Annotated in this window: 19 protein-coding genes; 3 read left to right on the forward strand and 16 right to left on the reverse strand. The window is 37.6% G+C overall.

Translation table 11 applies throughout. From position 1 onward, the window contains the following. Window positions 1-495 precede the first annotated feature (495 nt). From mgtE to ppa, 3 genes are all read left to right on the forward strand, one after another. Window positions 496-1872 carry a magnesium transporter gene (mgtE, locus tag PVV63_RS03315; RefSeq protein ID WP_273790627.1) on the forward strand — a complete coding sequence of 459 codons (1377 nt, stop codon included), beginning with the start codon at window positions 496-498 and terminating at the stop codon, window positions 1870-1872. 1260 nt (window positions 1873-3132) lie between these two features. Continuing rightward, on the forward strand, window positions 3133-4959 hold the full coding sequence (gene typA, locus PVV63_RS03320; RefSeq protein ID WP_273790628.1) for a translational GTPase TypA: 1827 nt from the start codon (window positions 3133-3135) through the stop codon (window positions 4957-4959). Between the two features lie 68 nt (window positions 4960-5027). Further along, a complete protein-coding gene (gene ppa, locus PVV63_RS03325; protein WP_273790629.1) occupies window positions 5028-5558 on the forward strand; it encodes an inorganic diphosphatase in 531 nt (176 codons plus the stop codon). A gap of 53 nt (window positions 5559-5611) precedes the next feature. Here the strand turns inward: ppa and PVV63_RS03330 are convergent, their stop codons facing one another. The 16 genes from PVV63_RS03330 to PVV63_RS03405 form a co-directional block, all read right to left on the reverse strand. Continuing rightward, a complete protein-coding gene (locus PVV63_RS03330) occupies window positions 5612-5926 on the reverse strand; it encodes a DUF167 domain-containing protein (protein WP_273790630.1) in 315 nt (104 codons plus the stop codon). Between the two features lie 22 nt (window positions 5927-5948). Then, the gene (locus PVV63_RS03335) at window positions 5949-6242 is read right to left on the reverse strand and encodes a YggT family protein (RefSeq protein ID WP_273790631.1); all 294 of its coding nucleotides are present in this window, start codon (window positions 6240-6242) and stop codon (window positions 5949-5951) included. Window positions 6243-6569: 327 nt separating this feature from the next. After that, the gene (locus PVV63_RS03340) at window positions 6570-7130 is read right to left on the reverse strand and encodes an invasion associated locus B family protein (RefSeq protein WP_273790632.1); all 561 of its coding nucleotides are present in this window, start codon (window positions 7128-7130) and stop codon (window positions 6570-6572) included. Window positions 7131-7229: 99 nt separating this feature from the next. After that, on the reverse strand, window positions 7230-7751 hold the full coding sequence (locus PVV63_RS03345) for an RNA pyrophosphohydrolase (RefSeq protein WP_273790633.1): 522 nt from the start codon (window positions 7749-7751) through the stop codon (window positions 7230-7232). 39 nt (window positions 7752-7790) lie between these two features. Further along, window positions 7791-9101 carry a S41 family peptidase gene (locus tag PVV63_RS03350; RefSeq protein WP_273790634.1) on the reverse strand — a complete coding sequence of 437 codons (1311 nt, stop codon included), beginning with the start codon at window positions 9099-9101 and terminating at the stop codon, window positions 7791-7793. After that, window positions 9091-10335 carry a murein hydrolase activator EnvC gene (locus tag PVV63_RS03355; protein WP_273790650.1) on the reverse strand — a complete coding sequence of 415 codons (1245 nt, stop codon included), beginning with the start codon at window positions 10333-10335 and terminating at the stop codon, window positions 9091-9093. The genes PVV63_RS03350 and PVV63_RS03355 overlap by 11 nt, the downstream gene beginning before the upstream one ends. A gap of 133 nt (window positions 10336-10468) precedes the next feature. Beyond that, window positions 10469-10951 carry a 23S rRNA (pseudouridine(1915)-N(3))-methyltransferase RlmH gene (gene rlmH / locus PVV63_RS03360; protein ID WP_273790635.1) on the reverse strand — a complete coding sequence of 161 codons (483 nt, stop codon included), beginning with the start codon at window positions 10949-10951 and terminating at the stop codon, window positions 10469-10471. A 1-nt stretch (window position 10952) separates the two neighbouring features. Next, window positions 10953-11339 carry a ribosome silencing factor gene (gene rsfS / locus PVV63_RS03365; protein WP_273790636.1) on the reverse strand — a complete coding sequence of 129 codons (387 nt, stop codon included), beginning with the start codon at window positions 11337-11339 and terminating at the stop codon, window positions 10953-10955. 111 nt (window positions 11340-11450) lie between these two features. Then, the gene (locus PVV63_RS03370; RefSeq protein WP_273790637.1) at window positions 11451-12044 is read right to left on the reverse strand and encodes a nicotinate-nucleotide adenylyltransferase; all 594 of its coding nucleotides are present in this window, start codon (window positions 12042-12044) and stop codon (window positions 11451-11453) included. Between the two features lie 29 nt (window positions 12045-12073). Next, window positions 12074-13330 carry a glutamate-5-semialdehyde dehydrogenase gene (locus PVV63_RS03375; RefSeq protein ID WP_273790638.1) on the reverse strand — a complete coding sequence of 419 codons (1257 nt, stop codon included), beginning with the start codon at window positions 13328-13330 and terminating at the stop codon, window positions 12074-12076. 45 nt (window positions 13331-13375) lie between these two features. Further along, window positions 13376-14515, reverse strand: coding sequence for a glutamate 5-kinase (gene proB / locus PVV63_RS03380; protein ID WP_273790639.1), 1140 nt, complete (start codon window positions 14513-14515; stop codon window positions 13376-13378). Window position 14516: 1 nt separating this feature from the next. Beyond that, window positions 14517-15542, reverse strand: coding sequence for a GTPase ObgE (gene obgE, locus PVV63_RS03385; protein ID WP_273790640.1), 1026 nt, complete (start codon window positions 15540-15542; stop codon window positions 14517-14519). A 173-nt stretch (window positions 15543-15715) separates the two neighbouring features. Further along, entirely contained in the window at window positions 15716-16444 is a 729-nt protein-coding gene (locus PVV63_RS03390; protein ID WP_273790641.1) for an RlmE family RNA methyltransferase, read from the reverse strand. 29 nt (window positions 16445-16473) lie between these two features. Further along, window positions 16474-17784 carry a Ppx/GppA phosphatase family protein gene (locus tag PVV63_RS03395; protein ID WP_273790642.1) on the reverse strand — a complete coding sequence of 437 codons (1311 nt, stop codon included), beginning with the start codon at window positions 17782-17784 and terminating at the stop codon, window positions 16474-16476. A gap of 906 nt (window positions 17785-18690) precedes the next feature. Next, on the reverse strand, window positions 18691-19296 hold the full coding sequence (locus tag PVV63_RS03400) for an invasion associated locus B family protein (RefSeq protein WP_273790643.1): 606 nt from the start codon (window positions 19294-19296) through the stop codon (window positions 18691-18693). After that, window positions 19293-20093 (reverse strand): YadA-like family protein (locus PVV63_RS03405; protein ID WP_273790644.1); only part of this gene is annotated, 801 nt, incomplete at its 5' end. The genes PVV63_RS03405 and PVV63_RS03400, both read right to left, overlap by 4 nt.

A 20093-nucleotide genomic window follows, 5' to 3' on the forward strand; every position in this document is an offset into this window, starting at 1 on the left:
TTGATAACATACTAAAACTATCTCGTGAGTTTCAAAACTACCTTTCAAAACGCTATTGAATAAAAAACCTGAAAATCGCAAAGTTCTTTCATTTTAAACCATATTATATTGAAGCAATAAAGATTATTCGCTCACACATCACAATAGAATTGCATATTAACAAAAACACTTGGAGAAAGGCATAATCTCCACTCTTTACAAAATATTGCTGTAGATTCTTTTGAAAATCACAAAACTGCATTAAAGAAATGATGGTAAAAATCAGAACTGATTTTTACATTTACGCTTTTATATTATCCTCAAATTAAGCTGTATTCTCGTTTTAGTGATTCAGAAACTTGTTTATAACTTATAATTCACCCTTGACTTTACTTCAAATATTAACAATTGGGAATATAGCTGGGGAGTTTTTTTTAAATCTTCCATAAACTTTTGTTTTTATCTCATCTATTATCTAGATTTATAACTCTCCAACTCTTCAGGAGGTACTTTATCATGACTGAAATCAAAACGGCCTTCGACTTCAAAAATTTTTCTCCTGAAGCTCTTGCTGAAAAGTTAAAGAACCAGCATTTTGCAGACTCTATTGATATCATAAATGACCTCGATAGCATGGAACGTGTAACTATTCTTAGTCTTCTGCCTCTTGATTATGTTATCGAACTTTTTGATAAACCAGAGCTTGAGCAACCTGCTGCCATCCTAGAACTTCTCCCTATAAATCGTGCTGTTGAAATTCTTGATGGCATGTCTGCCGATGCTGCTGCAGACGTCTTTCAAGAAATGGATAAAGAAACCCGCACACGACTTTATGCCTTGCTTAACCCCTTAACGCGCGCTGAACTTAAAAAACTCACCAGTTATCCTGACCATACAGCAGGGGCACTGATGACAACAGAATTTATAGCCGTTCCTTCAAACTGGACCATACAAAAAACTTTGGATCACATCCGTGAGGTCGAGCGAACACGTGAAACAGTTTATACCAGCTATGTAATTGACCCTAAAACAGGTACTCTTCTCAAAGCTGTTTCCCTGCGTAACCTTATTCTTGCCTCACCTGATGAACTAATTCTTAATGTCCCTACCCATGACTCGCCCATTACAATATCGCCCTTCACACATCATGAAGATATCGCACGCCTTTTCCAGCGCCATGATCTTCTCTCTGTGCCTGTAGTTGATGAAAGTAACCATGTCATTGGCATTGTAACCGTTGATGACGTGCTTGATACTATGGTCGATGAGATGAATGAAGATGCCTATAAATTTGGGGGTATGGAAGCGCTTAATAAGCCCTATATGCAAATTAAGTTTCCTGAAATGATGAAAAAACGTGGCGGATGGCTCGCTTTACTCTTTATCGGTGAAATGCTGACAGCAAGCGCTATGCAACATTTCGAAACAGAACTCGAAAAAGCGATTATTCTTACACTGTTCATACCTCTCATTATGAGCTCAGGAGGAAATTCCGGCTCACAAGCTACATCCCTTATTATCCGTGCATTGGCTTTACGTGAACTCACGTTGAAAGACTGGTGGAAAGTGATCATTCGTGAAATTCCAACAGGACTATCCCTTGGTCTCTTACTAGGAATTATTGGTGTTACGCGCATTGCTCTTTGGCAAAAACTGGGTATCTACGACTATGGCCAACATTGGATTGCTATTTCGACAACAGTGGGTACAGCTTTAGTTGGAATCGTTACCTTTGGTTCTCTTTCTGGATCTATGTTGCCTTTTATTCTTAAAGGTTTAAAATTTGATCCAGCAAGTGCTTCCGCTCCTTTTGTGGCAACTTTAGTAGATGTCATGGGCATTATAATCTATTTTTCTGTAGCTTCCCTCATTTTGTCAGGAACTCTTCTTTAAACATGTAAAGTAAAAACTCTTACTTATGGAAAGATCTTGTCATGTAACCTAAGATTCTTTCCATAAGAGAATAAGCTTTATTATTTATTTTCTAGCGCACCGCTCCATAGATAATTTATTATTTTTTTGAATAACAGCTCCGAATAACGTAAATTTACCTCATCATAAAGCTTCTCATATTAAATCGATTAAAGTCATCTTCTTGCCAGTCACAAACGAGATCGGTGTATGGCTAAAAACTATTCAAGAAAAAAATAAAATACTTCTTATATCTTCTTTCTCGTAGCAAAAACTGGCGCAATATTGACAGCTGAGAAAGAATGATAATGCTCAACAGTTTTATATTTTTTCACAAAGGCGTTAGTAGTATACTATTCGCGTATATTATATCATTTATGAGCCTATCATGGAATGGATGTAGTGTACGTTAAGCAATCTCTCTTAAGTACATGAATATGCAACAACAAGTATATTCTGTTTAAAGTGTTCTGTTTGGCATGAAAAGCATGCTCCTATTAGAGAATACGATTAACAAAAGTGTGAGGGGCAAAGCACTATCTCCATGGTTTAAAAGATATTACTTTAGATGCCTTTGAAAGCATAAATTGGATTAACAGCAAAGATGGAAATTTTCTTTGGATGCCTTCATATTCTTTCTAAATAAAACTGTATTCCGGGTTCATAAATAAATCAAACAGATATAACTCTTGCCCAATCTGGCATACAAAAGCTAGAACTTCTTATAAAATTCTTAATCATCTCAATATTTACCTCAAATACACGGTTGCATTAGATCTGGATTTTGATTGACAAGTTATAGAATAAGAAAAAGCTTTATTTAGAATAAGAATGTTGTACAATTGTCAATAAATTGGCTATGGATTGAGAGATATTCTGGATTTTTATTAATCTCTTTGCAAAACAACAACAATAATATGGCTAGCTTTATACTTACTTACTCTTACAAGAGCTCATATAAACTCCTTGTGTCATATTGATAGAAATCAAGTTGACGGTGATTTTTTGGATAATTCTTAGCTCGAGAATAGAACATACGCACTATAAAAATCCTTTTACGAAGCTCCAGCAATTGAAGCTTAATAGAACCCTAAAGACTTGGATAAATAGTTTTGTCATAAAAATATTGCCTCCATCTTCCAAAACTATAAAAAAACATGTAAAAGGTTTTTTAATAGTCAGGCAAAGAATGTAAAGACTTTGCCTCAAATGAAATTTCATTAAACGAAAAGAAGAAAATTTATGCAATTGCGTAACATTGCCATCATTGCCCACGTTGACCATGGGAAAACAACGCTTGTAGACGGACTTCTCAAGCAATCAGGAAACTTCCGTGATAATCAGCGTACAAGCGAACGTATGATGGATTCAAACGATATTGAGAAAGAACGCGGAATTACAATCCTAGCGAAAGTGACATCTGTTGTTTGGAAAGATACTCGAATTAATATTGTTGATACACCAGGACACGCCGACTTTGGTGGAGAAGTTGAACGCATTCTAAATATGGTTGATGGAGCCATTGTACTTGTTGATGCTGCTGAAGGACCAATGCCACAAACAAAATTTGTCGTTGGCAAAGCATTGAAAGTAGGATTGCGCCCTATTGTTGCTATTAATAAAATTGACCGACCGGATGCACGCGTTGATGAAGTCATTAATGAGGTTTTTGACCTTTTCGCTGCTCTTGATGCAACCGATGAACAGCTTGATTTTCCTATTCTTTATGGATCTGGACGCGATGGATGGATGGCTGAAGCCCCTGAAGGACCAAAAGATCATGGATTAGGTCCTTTATTTGATCTTGTGACGCAGCATGTCCCTTCTCCTAGTGTAGCAGAAGGACCGTTTCGCATGATTGGAACTATTCTTGAAGCGGATCCGTTTTTGGGACGAATTATTACAGGGCGGATTCATTCTGGCTGTCTAAAACCCAATCAAAATGTCAAAGTTCTTGGACAAGATGGAAAACTTTTAGAAACTGGGCGTATTTCAAAAATTTTAGCGTTTCGTGGCTTAGAACGGCAACCTATTGAAGAAGGAAGTGCTGGTGATATTGTTGCGATTGCAGGTCTGCAAAAAGGTACCGTAGCTGATACTTTCTGTGATCCTACTGTCAATGAACCCCTTACTGCCCAACCAATTGATCCTCCTACTGTTACTATGAGTTTTCTCGTCAACGATAGTCCCCTTGCTGGAACTGAAGGCGATAAAGTAACAAGCCGTGTCATTCGTGACCGATTGTTAAAAGAAGCAGAAGGCAATGTCGCTCTTAAAATTGAAGAATCAGCCGATAAAGATTCTTTCTACGTTTCAGGACGAGGAGAATTACAGCTTGCAGTTCTCATTGAAAATATGCGCCGTGAAGGATTTGAACTTAGTGTTTCACGCCCACGTGTTGTTATGCAAAAAGATGAAAATGGAATAACTCTTGAGCCAATCGAAGAAGTTGTTATCGATGTTGATGAAGAATATTCCGGTACTGTTGTACAAAAAATGTCTGAACGTAAAGGCGAAATGGTGGAATTACGTCCTTCTGGAGGTAATCGTGTCCGCCTTGTCTTTTATGCACCAACCCGAGGACTCATTGGTTATCAATCTGAACTTTTAACGGACACACGTGGTACAGCAATTATGAATCGCCTTTTCCATGCTTATGAACCTTATAAAGGAGACATTGCTGGTCGTGTTAATGGTGTTATGATTTCAAATGACAACGGTGAATCTGTCGCTTATGCTCTTTTTAATCTTGAAGATCGTGGTCCTATGATCATCGATGCGGGTGTGAAAGTCTATCAAGGTATGATTATTGGCATCCACTCACGAGATAATGACTTAGAAGTCAATGTCTTAAAAGGGAAAAAACTCACCAATATGCGCGCTTCTGGAAAAGATGAGGCCGTAAAGTTAACGCCTCCCATTAAAATGACATTAGAACGTGCCTTATCGTGGATACAAGATGATGAACTTGTGGAGGTAACCCCTAAAAATATTCGTCTCCGCAAACTCTATCTTGATCCTAATGAACGTAAACGTTTTGAAAAAACACGTGCATCAATTTCAAGTTAATTTCATAATCTCTTTGGTAAAATATTTAATTGTATTGAGCCTCACTATATTCCAGAAAGGATGTCTCTATGAATATTAAGGAAATACCCGTAGGCAAAAATCCACCAGAAGATATTAACGTTATTGTGGAAGTCTCCCTTGGTGGGCAACCAATAAAATATGAGATGGATAAAAAGTCTGGTGCATTATTTGTTGACCGTTTTCTTCATACATCAATGGTTTATCCTGGAAATTACGGTTTTGTCCCTCATACGCTTTCAGATGATGGTGATCCTATTGATGTCCTTATCTGTAATACCCGTCCACTTATGCCTGGTTGTGTTATCAATGTTCGCCCCATCGGAGCTCTAATGATGGAAGATGATGGTGGTAAAGATGAAAAAATTATTGCCATTCCCACTACAAAATTAACAAAACGCTATATCAATATTCATGACTATACAGATCTACCCGAGATTACACTCAAACAAATTGAACATTTCTTCAAGCATTACAAAGATCTGGAACCTGGAAAATGGGCTAAAATTGAAGGATGGCGTGATAAAAACTTTGCGCATGAATTAATTAAGCAAGCTGTTGAGCGCAATAAAAAAATATAACGATTTTAATAAAATAAAGCCTATTTAAAAATAGGCTTTATTCTTTATTTTTTCTACGAGATGCAATCTCTAAAGGATTGCCATATCTGCTTTAGCTCTTCTAAATGTGTTGAAAAGTAAAGTTGTTTGTAGCGAGATATTGCACCGTTTTTCAGAGAAATAGAAGAAGATGGTATTCTCCATTGCTTGGCAAGAAATTTAATGAGAGCTTTATTCGCTTTTCCATCTTCAGGAACAGCACGAAGGCGTATAACCAGATATTGTTTCTCACCATCCCTACATTCAATCCCTATTATTTTGTCAACGGACGATTTGGGAATGAGATATACAAACAAAATCAAGTTATTTTTATCAACTTGATAAAACATGTATTCGCCTCAAGTAATATTTCTATACATACATGTTTGCGTAAACGCGCCACATAAAAGTACGAATAAAATATATAATAATGAACACTACAATAGGTGAAATATCAATCGTTCCCAAATTTGGTAAAATTTTCCGGATACGGCTTAGAACGGGATTTGTAAGACGATCTAGAAAGCTTCCTATCAAAACAACAAAGCGATTGCGTGAATTTATGATATTAAAGACATAAAGCCAAGAAAAAATGACACTAGCGATTAAAATATCAATATAAATCTCAAAAATCAAATCAATCGTTCGAAGCAATGCATAAATCATGCGTCATCCCTTTCAATCAAGGAAACAGAAGAGCGTATAGAAAACCTTCATTAAAGCAGGTCTGTGTATCAAAAAATGGTTTTATATTTCAATACTCTTTTTTCTTGAATAAAAACCAGATATCTAAATTCTTCATCTCTCTATTTAATGACGATGCAGTTAGAAAACAAATATCAAAATTAAAAATAGCACATACAATAGAAGAAACGGCAAAAAATCTGAATATCCCTTATAGGATTAATCTTAAATCTCATCGTCTTAATTATTAATATATAAAAAACAAACAAACTAAAAACGGCCTTTTAAAGGCCGCTTTTAGTTTTAAAATTATTTCTGCAAAGCAGTCAAACGATTAAGAGCACTGCTAAAACCATCTAGCTGAACAAATAAATCATTCAAAGCTGGTTCACCTGCAGCAGCAATTGTCATCGCCAACTTTAACTGTTTTCCAGAACGTAAAGCTGCTACGTGATTTTTGTCAAAAACGACAGGAACCACACAACCTGCTGGTACACAAGTCCGGATACCGGTTTCGATAACAGCTTTTCCCTCATCAACTTGTAAACGAACAGGCTTAGAAACCAAAATGCCAAAAGGAACTGTTAAATTACCAGATACAACACCCTCAGCATCGAGAGTAAGGCCCATAGCCACAACAACACGCCCCTGCTCATTCACTTCTTGACGGTGCATAAAACAAATTCTTTTCCCTTCTTGTATACCACAGTTAATAGTCCACAAACCGTAGGTTTCAGTCAAAGAAGAAGCTCCATTTGGCAATGTCGCTGCCGCATCTTTTGATGCAGGAGGTTTTGAACTTGTTGCAAATGCAACAGATGAAATACTCAAGAGAGTAAAAACTATAAGTAAATTAAATAACTTTTTCATTTTATATTCCTGTTCTTTACATAAAAGAGAAACATGTTTATTATTTATTATAATATAAAGCATCTTAATAAAAAAAGCTTTCTCGTAATCATATAGCTTTTATAATGGTCTAAGGCTACCTCGAAATTCGCTGACAACTTTCGTATAAACGTGCTTTTTAAAAGAAACAGCAATCAACGGAAGGGTTTCTAGATCAATCCATTTCCATTGATCGAATTCCGCTTTATTGCCATCTGGTGGCGGATTAATCGCAATTTCAGAAAGCTTTCCTGTAAACTGGAAAGCAAACCATTTTTGTATTTGCCCACGATATTTATTTGTTAATGTGCACCCAATAAGTTCTTGTGGAAAATCATAATGGAACCAATTTTGTGCTTCTTTAATCAACTTCACAGATCGAATACCCGTTTCTTCATAAAGTTCACGATATGCTGCATCTAATGGTTTTTCATCTTCATCAATCCCTCCTTGAGGAAGCTGCCAGCGATGAGATATTTCAATATCTGCATGAATGGGCATCATTAAACGACGCCCAACCCACACTTTACCGTCATGATTAAAGATAACAATCCCAACACATTTGCGATATGGAAGAACCTTCAAATTAATACCTGCATCCATTTAATATTCCTCAAAATCGCAAGCTATAGATATCAATTCTCACTTTAACACATCCTTATTGGGATCTGGTGGAAATGCGGCATTTGCCATTTCACCTCGTAACAATTTATAAGCCTCATTCAACTGGATATCATCTTTAGGGTCTTTGGGAACAAAAGCAGCTGAACCAGATCCTTTATTACTCTCTCGTTTTCCTTTGATATGTCCTTTTAATGCAGACTCACCAACTTTTACATCATAACCCTTATATTTTTCAGGGAGTGGTTGCTCTACAATAATATCAGGCGTGATCCCTGTTCCTTGAATAGAAGTGCCAGATGGCGTGTAATAAAGTGCTGTTGTTAAGCGTAAAGCCCCATTTTCACCCAAAGGAATAATTGTTTGAACAGATCCTTTACCAAAAGACTGCGTCCCTAAAATTGTTGCACGACGATGATCTTGTAATGCACCCGCAACAATTTCAGAAGCACTTGCCGAACCACCATTAATAAGGACAATGAGCGGTTTTCCATTGATGACATCACCTGGCTTCGCATCAAATCTTGTCACATCACTCTTTTTGCGCCCACGAGTCGACACAATTTCACCTTTATTGAGAAAAGCACTCGAAACATTAACAGCTTGATCTAAAAGCCCACCCGGATTAAGCCGCAAATCAAGGACGTAACCTTTTAGCTTATCTTCAGGAATTTTAGATTGGATATCTTTAATTGCCGCCAGAAGATTATTCAATGTCTGCTCAGAAAACTGGATAACTCTTAAATATCCAATATCACCCTCAACCCGATATTTCACCGCTTTTACTTTGATAATATCACGAACAATCTTCACTTCAAATGGCTTATCAACACCAGAACGAATAATTGTTAAGGTAATTGGTGTTCCAGGAGCACCTCGCATCTTATTAACAGCTTCATTCAATGTTTGACCATTCGTTTGTACATCATCAATTTTTGAAATAAGGTCTCCTGCTAGAATACCTGCTTTTGAAGCGGGAGTATCATCCATTGGTGAAACAACTTTAATTAAGTTTTTTTCCATAGTGACCTCAATACCAAGACCTCCGAACTCTCCTTTCGTAGAATCCCGCATATCCTTGGCTTCTTCAGCATTCAAATAAGATGAATGAGGGTCCAGTGATGTGAGCATGCCATTGATAGCATTTTCAATAAGCTTTTTATCATCTGGAACTGTAACGTATTGCATACGCACACGCTCAAAAACATCGCCAAATATAGCTAGCTTTTTATATGCATTATCTTCATTATTCGCAGCAACAGACTGCACCATAATCATTGAACAGGCGCCGAGCAATACCCCAGCGACCAAAAGAATAACTTTACGAATCATTTTGGCTCCTTCTTATTTTTTCAGTCTGCCACCAAGGAGTTGGATTTACAGGTTTTCCCTGCTTTCTAAACTCAATGTAAAGCATTGGAGAAGTTTTTCCTATATCCAATGCAACACTGTTTGAAATAAATTGCATCTCCATTATACCCAGAGGCTCACCTGAAAGAACAAATTGCCCCTGTTTTACATTAATTCTCGACATTCCAGTAAGAATGATATGATAACCATTTCCAACATTGAGAATGATTAACTGTCCATAAGAACGAAATGGCCCTGCAAAAGCAACAAAAGCATCCACAGGTGATATAACAACAGCTCCTGCCTCTGTTTCTATCGTTTCACCAAAGCGTGTAATTTGCGAACTTTTGTTAGAGTGATGTATTCTTTTTCCTGAAACAGGAAAAAGTAAAGAACCTTTTCGGCTTTCAAAATTGGACTGTTCTAACAATTGCAAACTTTTCCGTACCTGTACTGATGCATCAGAGTTAAGTTTTGACTGACGATCTAGCTCTAAAATCAATTCTTCCAAAGACTGCGCTTTTTTAGCAAGAGCAATATTTTTTTGTTGCTGTTCTGTAAGTTCTTTTTCTGATTTTTTTTGTAGTTTGTTTTTTTGGTCTAATAAAAGCTCTAGACGTTTTCGCTGCTCTGCTTGATTTTGCAGTTTTGTCTTTAATGCCTTATATTCCGTAGTAATGGAATTACTCAAATTGGTCAACTCCTTGAGTTTTTCTGTTAAATCTCGTGTTTTCTCCTGCATCTGAGGAATAACAGTACCTAATAAAACAGAACTACGTATAGAAGCCAACGCGTCCTCTGGCTGTATCATAAGAGCAGGAGGCGGATTCAATCCCATACGCTCCAAAATTGCAAGAACTTCCGCAAATTCAGCACGACGATTTTTTAAACTTTGATAGACTTGTACCCGCTTTTCTATCATTTTTTTAAGCTTTTCTTCCCTTTTAGCAATATCATCTGCTACTATACGTTCTTCTTTAGCCGCTTTTATGAGTGCATCACTCAAAACACGTTGATCTTTTTTTAAATGCTCAACTTGATGCATAAGAAAAGCAACACGCTCACGCGAAAGTGAAATATTTTGGCGAATTTCTCCTAATTCTTTATGTACTTCCGTACTCCTCATTGTATCTTCCGCACGCGATACAGAAAAGCAAAAAAACATACTCAAGAGCAGAATGACAAATATGACGCACTCCTCATATAAATATAGCATCTTTCTATGAAGAAGCTTTTTCATTTGCAAAAACCATGACACCTCATCGTATACATTAGAGATGCTTTAAATGGTGTCAGCTAAAACAATATTAATAAACATATAAATAAGTGCTAAAAATTGCACAAAAATATTAAAAACGATGATACGGATGGTTATTTTCAATTGTTACAGCGCGGTAAAGTTGTTCTGTAAGAAGAATACGTGCAATTTGATGTGGCCACGTCATCAAACCAAAAGATAAAAGAAAATCAGCACGCTTCTTTATTTGTTCATTATGCCCATCAGGTCCTCCCAAAGCAATGACGACATCTCGAATGCCCTCATCACGATAACACCTCAATTTTTCAGAAAAAGAAATTGACGAAATCGATTCTCCACGCTCATCTAACACAATTAATCGACATTTTTCAGGTAAAAATTCAATAAGTTTTCTCCCCTCTTCCTCCATACGTTGACAAACTGTTTGAGCACGACTTTCTGGTATCTCTTGTAACTTTTTTAAATGAAAGCCTACATCTCCAGAAATTTTAGAAAAACGATCCAAATAATGCTGAACTAATTTTTGCTCCGCCCCACTTTTCATACGACCAACCGCAAAAATAGAAATTTGCATTTTAATGATCTCCGAAGAGAAGCAAAGCCGTATCGTTTAAATCCGGCGTCATCCATATTTTTTCTAAATTATAAAAAAGACGAATTTCTGGACGAAAAAGATGAGTGATAATATCACCTGTATCAATCAATACCCAGTCACCTCCAGCAAGCCCTTCTACACGCGCAAGCCCCTGCCCACTATCTTTCCAAGTATGTAATAAATGATCAGCAACAGACGATACATGACGCTGCGAATTTGCTGAAGCTATGACCATATAATCAGCCAAAGATGACTTCCCTCGAATATCAATAGCAACAATATCTTCTGCTTTTGTATCTTCTAAACTCTTGAGAATAACTTCAAGACTCTCACTAACAGAAAAAACTTTTTTTTCTTTTGAAGGCATAATATCGTAAGAGTGTTTGTGTGCAACGTTTTTCAGATCAATATCCTTTCTTATCGTTGTGGAATCTAAAAAAGAGACTTCTCTAAAGAGAAGCAGAATCTTATGAAATGTTCAAGAAAAATCATTCTTCTTCAAACGAAGGTTTGTTGAAGATTGAAAAGATAAAGGTCCATGCAAATAAGTCCAAACTGGTGGCTTGATAAAAGGTAATCGCTTACTTTCTCTCTCATCCAAACGAAAACGGCGATAAATATGTGCCATAGGAGAAGAAAGTGCTGACCGATTGCCTAAAGGACGATCAATAATCGCAATAGGAAGCATAGAGACGATATCATGCCATCGATACCATTGATGTATCGTCGCAAAACTATCTGCCCCCATAATCCATACAAAATTTACGCCACTGTAATGGGTAAGAATATGAAAAATCGTATCTACTGATACTTTGCTCCCTATAGCCTGTTCAAAACCTGTTAAGCGAATTTTTGGATGGTCAATAAGTTTAAAACTTAATTGCATTCTCTCCTCTAAAGAGGGCAACTGTGTACAATCCTTTAAAGGATTTCCTGGAGTGATCATCCACCATAACTGATCAAGATGCAAACGCCGAATGGCAATTTTTGCAACAAGAAGATGCCCCGCATGCGGTGGATTAAAGGAACCACCAAAAAGACCCACAACATTAGATCTTTCAACATGTGGCATACAATTTTTCCATGGAAAAAATGGTGTTCTCAAGCTCTAACCTGACCATTTCCTTTAACGTGATATTGAAATGATGTTAGCTGTCCAACACCTATGGGACCACGTGCATGCATTTTTCCTGTTGCGATACCAATTTCCATTCCAAAACCAAATTCACCTCCATCAGCAAATTGTGTAGATGCATTGTGTAATAAAATAGCTGAATCTAAATGATTAAAAAAATTCTTCACCACTTCCAAATCCTCAGCAATAATCGATTCCGTATGTCCTGATGAATAACGCTTGATATGAGAAATGGCTCCCTCAACACCCTCAACCGTTTTAACAGAAAGAATAGCATCAAGATATTCATGCGACCAATCTTCTTCAGAAGCTAATTTGACATCTGGCATAAGAAAAACAATATCTTCTGTGGCACGAACTTCACACCCCTTTTCCTGTAAAGCAGTTAAAACAGGAAGAAATTTTTTTAATGCTTGGCCGTCAATGAGAACTGTCTCAACAGCACCGCATATCCCTGTTCGCCGCAGCTTTGCATTTAAAACAATATTGCGTGCCATATCTAAATCTGCCGATTTATCAATATAAATATGACAAAGTCCCTCCAAATGAGCAAAAATTGGAACACGTGCATCAGACTGAACGCGGGCAACAAGGCTCTTTCCACCACGTGGTACGATCACATCAATCGCTCCATCCAATCCTTTGAGCATTTCCCCAACGGCAGCACGATCTGTCGTTCCAACCATTTGGATAGCATCTTTGGGTAAACCAGAGCGCTCTAAACCTTGTACCAAAGCTAAATGAAGAGCATGAGAAGAATGAAAGCTATCCGAACCACCGCGCAAAATCGCAGCATTACCTGCTTTTAAGCACAAAGAACTCGCATCAACTGTAACATTGGGACGACTTTCATAAATAATGCCAATCACACCAAGAGGTGTTCGTACACGACTTATATGAAGCCCATTTGGACGCGTCCATTCATCCATCACTTGTCCAACAGGATCAGATAAACGAGCAACTTGGCGAACACTGTCTATCATTGCACGTAAACGCAAATCATCTAATTTTAGCCGATCAATCATTGCAGCTTTCAAATTATTCTGAGCAGCATTCTCTAAATCTTGACAATTCGCCCGTAAAATTTCATCTGACTGAGCCTCTAAACTTAAAGCGATCATTTCTAATGCATTGTTCTTTTGCTCAGAAGAAGCAACAGCCAATGCTGCAGCGGCATAGCGTGCTTTTTGTCCCATATCTTTCATTTTTTCTTCTAAAGTCATCGTAACATCCACTCTGCCAAAACAATAAAAACAAAAGTAACTTTTTTAAACAGAATTGATCAAGAAACGTACAATCATATCATTACGATGCACCATAGCAGAGCGCGCCTCATACCCAAGAATAGCTTCGATTTCTTCACTTTTATGTCCTATAATGCGTACAGCCTCATCTTTGTCATAGCTTACAAGTCCACGCGCAATCTCAACTCCATCTGTACCAACAATTGCAACCGTATCCCCACGCTGGAAATTTCCCTCAACGCCAATAACCCCTGCAGCTAATAATGATTTTCCTGATTCAAGAGCCCTAATGGCTCCTTGATCAATCGTCAAAACACCAGATGGATCTAAATGACCAGAAATCCATGTTTTCCAAGCATTGACAGATTTCTTACTTGCCGCAAAAAAACTCTTGCGTTCACCTTTGTCAATTGCAGCAAGGGGATTCATACGCTTGCCTGAGGTGATAATCATCGCCGTTCCAGCAGCATTAGCTATTTTTCCGGCTTCAAGCTTAGTCTTCATTCCTCCCCGTGAAAACTCTGAAGCAGCAACATCTGCCATTTTTTCGATATCATGCGTAATGGATGCAACAAAAGGTATAAATTCAGCCGTAGGATCACTATGGGGAGACTTTGTATAAAGACCATCAATATCGGATAAAAGTATTAAAAGATCTGCCCTCACCATTGTTGCCACACGTGCAGCTAAACGATCATTATCACCATAACGAATTTCAGTTGTTGCAACAGTATCATTCTCATTAATAACAGGCACAGCTCCCAAATATAAAAGCATCTCAATCGTTGCACGTGCATTGAGATAACGCCTTCGCTCCTCCGTATCAAATAAAGTGAGCAAAATTTGGCCTGTTTTGAGCCCATGTTGAGCAAGCGCATCACCATAGGTTTTTGCTAACTCAATTTGCCCCAAAGCAGCACATGCCTGGCTTTCTTCCAATTTCAAAGCCCCCTTAGGAAGCTGTAGCAATGTCCTTCCTAAAGCAATAGCACCTGAAGACACCAATAATATCTCTACGCCTCCTTTGTGCAATTCAACAACATCATTGATCAAGCTTTTAAGCCATTCAACCCGTAAACCTGCCTGAGGATCAACCAAAAGGGCAGATCCAATCTTGACCACAATACGTTTATAGTGTGTAAGTTTTTGCGATCCAACAGCCATCTCAATCAACCTTGCTATCCCCACTGATCTCCTCTTTGCGTGACATTTCAATAATATGTGCACCAGCACGCAGCACATTTTCTAAACCTTCACGGCTAACCGCAGAAAACATCATAACTGGTTGATCCGCTGCTCTTTGCAAAGCTTCCCGTTTAGCTTCACGCTCTTCAATTGTCAGAGTATCTATCTGGCTTAAAGCAACAATTTCAGTTTTATCACTTAGATTATTTCCATATGCCTCAAGTTCATGACGCACAATTTGATATGCTTTTGCTACATCTTCTTCTTGAGAAGAAATTAGATGAAGCAGTACGCGACAACGTTCCACATGTCCTAAAAAACGATCTCCAATTCCCACACCTTCATGCGCTCCTTCAATTAATCCTGGAATATCAGCCAAAACAAATTCACGACCATCAATACGTACAACACCAAGATGAGGATGTAGAGTGGTAAAAGGATAATCTGCAACTTTTGGTTTTGCAGCCGTTACAGAAGCTAAAAAAGTTGATTTTCCAGCATTTGGTAAACCAACAAGCCCCGCATCAGCAATTAACTTCAAACGAAGCCATATTGCACGCTCTTCTCCAGCCAAACCTGGATTTGCACGACGCGGTGCCCGATTTGTCGATGTTGTAAAGTGAAGATTGCCAAAACCGCCATTCCCTCCTTTTGCAAGGCGATAGCGCTGTCCCACTTCCGTTAAATCACATATTAACGTTGTATTATCTTCTTCAAAAATTTGCGTCCCAACCGGAACTTTAAGGATGACATCATTACCCTTCTCACCCGTCATATTACGCCCCTTGCCATGCCCCCCTGTTTTTGCTTTAAAATGCTGTTGGTAGCGATAATCAATCAGCGTGTTAAGCCCATCAACAACAAGAGCCCAAACATCACCACCCCGTCCTCCATTCCCCCCATCAGGTCCCCCAAATTCTATGAATTTTTCACGACGAAATGATACTGCTCCAGAACCTCCATTACCAGAACGAATATAAACTTTAGCTTGATCAAGAAATTTCATTGGAAACACTCACTGAGGAATCAATCTCTTTACCTCTATAGGCAATACATTAGTTTTACCAGTTTTTCATCATTGTTAACAGAAAAACTGTCACTATCGCCGATAACTCTTTGAGAAAAAAATCATCACATCTAAATAGGTTAAGTAAAGTTAAGTCTTCTTAAAAGAAGGCGCTATTCTTGTATTTTTGTTTTTCCCTTAAATTCAAGTGCTAGAAGATAAAGCTCTACTGATTCTGATCGGCTTGCGGGTGGTTTAACATGATAGACTTTTTTAAAATGCTGTTTTAGTATCGTAAGAAGAGTGTTTTCTGCTCCTCCTTGAAAAGCCTTTGCTAAAAAATGTCCCCCAGGCTTAAGAACCGAAAGAGCAAAATCAGCCGCAACTTCACATAAATAAATCGTTCTTAAATGATCCGTCTGACGATGACCTGTTGTTGGCGCTGCCATATCAGAAAGAACCACATCCGGTTTTGTCCCTAAAGTTTCAATTAATTTCTGCGGTGCATCTGTATGCAAAAAATCCATTTCCAACATGGCAACTCTAGGTAATGGATCAACATGTAAATAATCAATACCAACAACGCTAGGATCCTCATCACTTGACCCTACTATACGCTCAGCCACCTGACACCAGCCCCCAGGTGCTGCTCCTAGATCAATAACCTTTTGACCTTTTTTCAAAAACCTATAGCGCTCATTAATTTCAATGAGTTTATAAGCCGCACGTGAACGATAACCATCTACTTTTGATTGATGGACATAAGGATCATTCAGATGCCTCTCTAACCATCGTCGTGATGAAGCTTTAATGGTTCCTGCTTTCTTTTTTACGCGCTGATATAATTCATGTGACCCTGAACCTCCATAGCCACCTCTCGGTGTTTTTGTTGTTTTTTTCATCGTTATTCATTGTCTCCATATTTAATTCTCTAACGCTTGAAATCTCTGCTCTTTCTACGACGACACCATACCCCATCGCGTAACATTAGCTCTATCAAAATTCCTTCCCTTAATCCACGATCAGCAACTCTTAAACGCTGACTTGGCCAAACTTCCCGAATAACATCTAAAATTGCACAACCAGCTAAAACTAAATCTGCTCTCTCGCGCCCAATAAAAGGACTTATGACACGTTTTTCTATATCCCATGATAATAGACGTTGTGTCATAAGTGTAATGTCTGCATCCTTCATCCAAATGCCATCCACTTTTTTCCTATCATAACGCTCTAAATTAAGATACATTCCTGCTAAAGTCGTAACTGTACCGGAGGTTCCCAAAAGATGAAACTTCGAACCTTGTGCTAACTCTCCTAATTTATGACGATCTGAAAAATTATTTAATAACCCTCGCACATAGCTTTTCATTTTTTCAAAATCGTCTAAGCTAATATCATTCCCTCCAAAACGTTCAGCAAGCGTAACAACACCAACAGGAAGAGAAGTCCAAGCGATAATTTGTCTAGCTAAACGAAAAGAACGCTTTTGAGAAACATCAAGTAGCACAATTTCTGATGACCCTCCTCCAATATCAAAAAGCACAATTGCGTCAGTATTTGGTTCAACAAGTGTACTACACCCTGTAACAGCAAAACGCGCTTCTGTTCGCCGATCAACAATTTCCAATTCAAGTCCTGTCTCCTCCAAAACACGCTGAATAAAATGTCTACCATTTTCTGCAGAACGACAAGCTTCCGTTGCAATCAAGCGATAACGCTTAATATGCCTTTGTTTTAGCTTTAAATGACAAATCTTTAATGCCTCAATCGCACGATCCATAGCTTGTGTATTAAGAAAACCGTTATTTATTAAACCTTCTCCCAATCGTACAATACGAGAAAAAGCATCAACAACACGAAAATATCCAGGTTTACTGGGAGATGCGATAAGAAGACGACAATTATTTGTTCCGAGATCAAGTGCCGCATAAAGAGGTGGAGATTTTACTGAATGGAACCGTCGAAGAAAAGGTGCTTTGAGTTTTTTTGTTTTTTGAGCACCTATCATTATCTGATTATGAAACTCAAAAGCTGCCTCAGATTGAACAAAAACCTGTTTCTGTTCATAATGTTTTTTTCTCTGTTGTCTCTTTATATCAACAAGGACAGAGTATGCCTCTGTTCGTGACAATGCAGAAAGATTATTTGTATTACTACTGCACTGATCATACAACTGATCTGCTTTGGTATCGTATATTTCTCCTCGCTTTAACTCTTTTGAACCATAATTTAACGGGGTCATGTCCCTTATCCCTTGAGCGTTCCCCCAATAAATAAACGCGAAAACTCTTCTGCTCATTCCTAAATAAAGCAATAATGCAGCATCAAATGATATATACAAGAAATCATTCTTTCTTTTTCTATCATTAAAATTTTCTACACTAACATCATTCAGATTTTTGTATAATCTTTCGGTTGTTTCCGTGAAATCATGCATCTCTTTATGAACTTAAAACTATAAATTAATCGTTTACGTTCACATCAATTTTTATAAATTATGCTCTTTTCTTTATACCATTTACACGGAGCACACCTCTATTGTAACAAACCTACACTATCATACTATTTGCTGACTTTTAAGGTTACAACAACCTATACATTAGTACGGTTTATAAGAAAAAAAAATTTTTTCGTTATCCACACACAAACCACGTTTGTTATATGCAATGAAATGGCTTTGATTATACTGGAATAAAAGTTCCGTAGTACTACAAAATGCAATTACAATAGCTGTTATTTCGTGAATACCAATAAAAACTATCGTTCAAAAAAACTCTAGAATTATAAAATTTATCTGAAAAATATTAATGCTTAATCAGACCGCATTAAAAATCCATTTGAAGCTTAAAAAAAGAATTTAGTCTACTCATTATTGTAAGGAAGAAATCGAGTATTTCTAATCTTTTTTACTTTTAATAACTAACGAAATCACTCTTTAAGCATTATAGGAAATACTAATTTGATTTTCTATTACATATAAAGAACTTACTGTGACTTTATATTCATAAAACTCTCACTCTTTCCAATAAATCACCTCGATATCATATTATATAAAACTTCTTACTTATCTGACCTTATAATTTACACTCAAAAATATAATACAACAATTTATGGAAAAATGACTCTTGTTAAAAATACTCGATGGATTCTAAGGACGGAAAGAATTAAGTGCCGCATTTAACCCTTTAAATGGTACAGTAAAAGAAAATACCTTACCTTCTTTAGTTTTATAGGAAATACGTACCTTATTGTTCTGCTCTATTTGTTTAGTCAAAACCGGCCCTACAGGTGATTGTGCCAAACAAACCGTTTCATTACATTGCGTATAATTAATAAGAACAGGTTTTTTAACATCTTTTACAAACATTTGAATCGGAACATTTATATCAGAATTTGGCAATGTTCGAAAAAGCATCACTGCTTGACCACTTGTCGTAGAAACAAGAGACCAACTAAAAATGGTATTTCCTTCTTGATCATGAACCGTCTGTGTCACATTGCATATACCTTGCTTATGTTTAAGCTTTTGTTTTTCGTCACAAATCAAAGTCCAATCATAAAATTGCATAATAATTCGACGTGTTTCGCCAGGTTCTCCCTTAGGTATCGATAAGTGCGGTGGATGCACCGTATAAATATTATTATTCTCGTTGGCAAAGCTTTCGCTCTTGCCTATTAAGGCAAGAGCAAACAGCAGAACCTTTACTAACATACTTCTCGTTTTTACAATAACAGCCATTTTTTCTATTATCATCTCAACCTCAGAGTAATTCCAGCGCCTATTCCCCAATGACCTCCAGCACTTGTCACAGATACATTCGAGCGAATATTTCCATCTTCAGATGTATAACCAGCACCAAGAGCAAGTGCAGATTGACTGCGCCATAAACCACTCCCAAATGAAACACTTAAAGATCCTGGTATATCATAGTAACGTAAGTTGGACACCGCTAGACCAATAGCAGCAGCTTGTCTTGCTTCTTTCCTAACATCCTGAATAGCATAATTCAACGTCTCAAACTTCATATCCGTGTAGGATTTCGACTCGTTAACAGCATCATTGACAAGACTACTAACTTTCTCATCCGTATACTTATTGGCATCTTCAAGAACTATCTTCATCTGCTCTTCAGTATAATCATGCAACTGACCGCCATTAACAGCTTGCTGAGAACCTGTTTCAATCTTGCCTGCCGCTACATTGTCTATCATAACAGGTTCGCTGTCATTGCCTCCTACTAACGTAATGCTATTGGTCTTTTTCCCATCACTATCTTTATCATAGTTAACAACGCCATCTGTTACGGCTACTTCAATATCTTTCACATGTTGATCTATCGTATCTACTTTGTCTTCAACCTCTTTTACCCTCTCATTCGTGCTCCAAAGCTGACCACCATTAACAACTTCTTGCGAACCTTCTGCTATCTTACCATCCAATACATTCGTAATCTTACTCGACTTACCATCATGCTTCGCATCATACGCGCCTTCTTCTTCATTCCAATTCAAACCATTGCTCGCCACACTCTTCTCAACATCATGAATACG

Origin of the sequence: Bartonella sp. CM31XJBT, assembly GCF_028618555.1 — a bacterium.
Lineage (GTDB): Bacteria > Pseudomonadota > Alphaproteobacteria > Rhizobiales > Rhizobiaceae > Bartonella.